Annotated in this window: 6 protein-coding genes; all 6 read left to right on the top strand. The window is 70.5% G+C overall.

Annotated features, from left to right (window positions below):
* Window positions 1–542 (top strand): transglycosylase SLT domain-containing protein (locus ACWD4A_RS35230; RefSeq protein WP_451200543.1); only part of this gene is annotated, 542 nt, incomplete at its 5' end.
* Between the two features lie 97 nt (window positions 543–639).
* Entirely contained in the window at window positions 640–867 is a 228-nt protein-coding gene (locus ACWD4A_RS35225) for a hypothetical protein (protein WP_451200541.1), read from the top strand.
* A gap of 631 nt (window positions 868–1498) precedes the next feature.
* Window positions 1499–1696, top strand: coding sequence for a hypothetical protein (locus ACWD4A_RS35220; RefSeq protein ID WP_451200540.1), 198 nt, complete (start codon window positions 1499–1501; stop codon window positions 1694–1696).
* 136 nt (window positions 1697–1832) lie between these two features.
* A complete protein-coding gene (locus ACWD4A_RS35215; protein WP_451200538.1) occupies window positions 1833–2387 on the top strand; it encodes a MauE/DoxX family redox-associated membrane protein in 555 nt (184 codons plus the stop codon).
* A 35-nt stretch (window positions 2388–2422) separates the two neighbouring features.
* Window positions 2423–2977 carry a TlpA family protein disulfide reductase gene (locus ACWD4A_RS35210; RefSeq protein WP_451200535.1) on the top strand — a complete coding sequence of 185 codons (555 nt, stop codon included), beginning with the start codon at window positions 2423–2425 and terminating at the stop codon, window positions 2975–2977.
* On the top strand, window positions 2974–3097 hold a 124-nt coding region (locus ACWD4A_RS35205), incomplete at its 3' end, for a M14 family zinc carboxypeptidase (RefSeq protein WP_451200544.1). The genes ACWD4A_RS35210 and ACWD4A_RS35205, both read left to right, overlap by 4 nt.

The raw sequence follows: 3097 nt of genomic DNA, 5'->3' as shown, positions 1-3097 counted from the left end.
ACACCGCGGCCGCCGACACCACCCACGAGCAGGACCAGCTCACCCAGGCCGCCACCACCGCCGCCACCCAGGCCAAGACCGACGCCGCCAAGGCCCAGGCCAGGGCCGACCGCGACCGGGCCGCCAAGGACGCCACCGCCAGCCGCTCCGAAGACCGCACCCCCGTCCAGCAGGCACCCGCCACCCCCGCCACCCCGGCGGCCCCGGCGAAGAAGGCCTACACCGACAACCTCGACGGCTGGATCACCGAAGCCCTCGACATCATGCACACCAAGGGCATCCCCGGCTCCTACGAAGGCCTCAAGCGCAACATCATGCGCGAGTCCACCGGCAACCCCCAGGCCATCAACAACTGGGACTCCAACGCCGTCGCCGGCATCCCCTCCAAGGGCCTCCTGCAGATCATCGACCCCACCTTCAAGGCCTACCACGTCGACGGCACGTCCTGGGACATCTACGACCCGGTCGCCAACATCGTCGCCTCCTGCAACTACGCCGCCAAGACCTACGGCTCCATGGACAACGTCAACTCCGCCTACTGACCGGCGGACACCGCTTCCTCGTCGAAGGGCGGCGGCACCCACATCGGGTGCCGCCGCCCTTCGACGTATGTGCAGGACGACCAGGAGGAGACGGAGCATGACCACGCTGTATCCCAGTGACGGCGACGTCGTCGCGGCCTGCGCGCGCCACTTCTCGCACGGAGCCCGGCTGGAGGAGGGCGCGCTGCTGCGCGACGCCCACCGCCTGGCGGGCATCCCGGGCGTCCTTATCCACGGGCCATCGGTCCGCCGACGCGACCGCCGCCCACATCGGCGCCGCCCTCGACCGCTTCTCCCGCGCCTGAGCGCCCGGGGCGCGACGTGAACGGCCCGTTCCGCACCGGTCGCCTACGTACGACGTGCCGTCGTCCGCCGACCGGACGCTCGGATGTCGGGCCTACGGCCATGGTGCGCCCGTCCAGGAGCCGTCCGGGGATCGGAGGGCTCCGGCGTCGTCACGTGCCATACGGATGTGCGTCCGGGGGTTGCCGCAGCGCGGCGAAGGCCGGAAGTGGGGCTGGGCGCCGGGGCGTTCGTGCTCTACCCCGGCGTGGGCGGGCCCGGTGCCGGCGGGTCCGCCCGCCGACCGGAAACCATCCCACCGGTTCCCGCGGGCACGGCATCCGCATGGCGGAGAACCACGGCTCGGGCGACCGTGGCCAGTGGTTCATGTTCCCGCTGATGCGGAGCAGTTGATTCATCTTCGCCGGGGGAATGTGCCGGTCCGGGGAATGCCGGGCGCGGTCCGGTGCCCTTTCAACAATTCCGGAGAAAGAGCGTCGGCGCTCCCGCGCGGCTACGGCAAGGGCTTTTTCCGGCTGCCCGGAGATCCCCCGGGGCGGCCCTGTTCTTTTCGCGCACCGGCTGGAAACTGCACTATCCGACCCGCCGTAACCCCGTGAGACTTCAGCAGCGCAAGCACGAATTACGAGCCCGATCAAGTGAGGAGTGTGTCAATGTACCCAAGGCTCACGGAACTGGGCAGCCGGGTGCTCCGGATGTTCGTTCCCGAGATCGACGCGGCGGCCATGGAGATCCTCTCCTGCGGCAACTACCCGGCTTGCTGGCAGTGCGGTGAGAAGTGCGGCTACAACGCCCCCTGCTGGGCCTGCTGCAACTCCAACGGGTGCCCCACCATTGTCTGTCAGTGCTAGCGGCAACGGCACTGCGCTGAGACCCGGCCGGGGAATACCGGACCTTGTCGTCCGGATCTCGTATTCCCCGGCCGGCTGACCGGAAAGACCGCCCCCGACCGGGCGCGCCGCGACGACAACTGGTGGAGGAAACCAAGTGGGATATCTGGCACTCGGCATCCGCTGTCTGATCGGCGCGGTGTTCCTCGCCTCGTCCGTCGGCAAAGTCATGGGACAAGGCGCGTTCGACCGGTTCGTGTCCTCGGTGGAGGGCATGCGGGTGCTCCCCGCCCGGTCGGCCCGGTCGGTGGCGCGTTCCGTGGTGGTCGCCGAATTCACCGTGTGCGTGGCGCTCGTGGCACCGGTCCGGGCAGCCGCCGTCACGGGATTCGTCGTCGCGGGCGGCCTTCTGGCCGTGTTCGCGACGGGAATCCTGCTGTCCCTGCGGCAGGGCGTCCGCGCGCCCTGCCGATGTTTCGGCGTGTCCGCGAGCCCGCTCGGCCCGCGACACGTCGTACGGAACCTCGTGCTCACGGCCCTGACGGTCGTCGGCGCGGCGGCCGTGTCCGCGTCCGGCGCGACCACCGCGGGCGGGGCGGCCGTGGCGGTGGTCGGGGGCCTGCTCGCGGGCGGACTCGTGGCCGCCCTCGACGACATTCTCGACCTGTTCCGGCCCGTCGACCGGGCCCCGGGCCTCGCCCGCGGCCAGTGACGACCAGAGCTGGCGAACCCGGAGGAGACGACGCCATGCCCGTCCTGATCGCGGCAGTGGTACTGGTGGGAGCACTCTGTACGTTGGACCTGATCCTCACACTGGGAGTGGTCAAGCGACTGCGCGAACACACCGCGCTGATCTCCAAGCTGGCGAGCAGCTCGCCCGGCAGACCGCCCGTCATCGGAGTGGGCGAGGAAGTCGGCGAGTTCAGCGCCGTCGCCGTCGACGGCGACGTGGTGACCCGTGAATCCCTCGTCGGTGACACCCTGGTGGCGTTCTTCTCGCCCAGCTGCGGCCCCTGCCACGAGATGCTGCCGAAGTTCGTGGAGTACGCGCGGGCGGTGGACGGCGGCCGCGACCAGGTGCTCGCCGTGGTGGTCGGCTCCCCCGACCGCGCGAAGAGCCAGGTCACCGAACTCTCCCCGGTGGCCCGGGTGGTGGTCGAGGGCGGCAGCGAGGCCGTCCTGGCCGACGCGTTCCAGATCAAAGGCTTCCCCACGCTGCTGAAGGTCGGTCAGGACCCCGAAGGCAGGCAGGTCATCGCGGGCAACCAGGTGGACCTGGACGCCCCCGCCGTAGCGGCATGAGCGCCCCGCACGGCCCGGGGCCTGGCTACATCGGCGGCTACGGCAAGGACGCCCGGATCACCAGGCTGCTGGACCGCACCGAACTGTGGTTCCTGATCTCCGCCAACCCGGACGGCTACG

Source organism: Streptomyces sp. NPDC002537, assembly GCF_053594975.1.
This window is presented reverse-complemented; position numbering and strand designations above follow the sequence as displayed.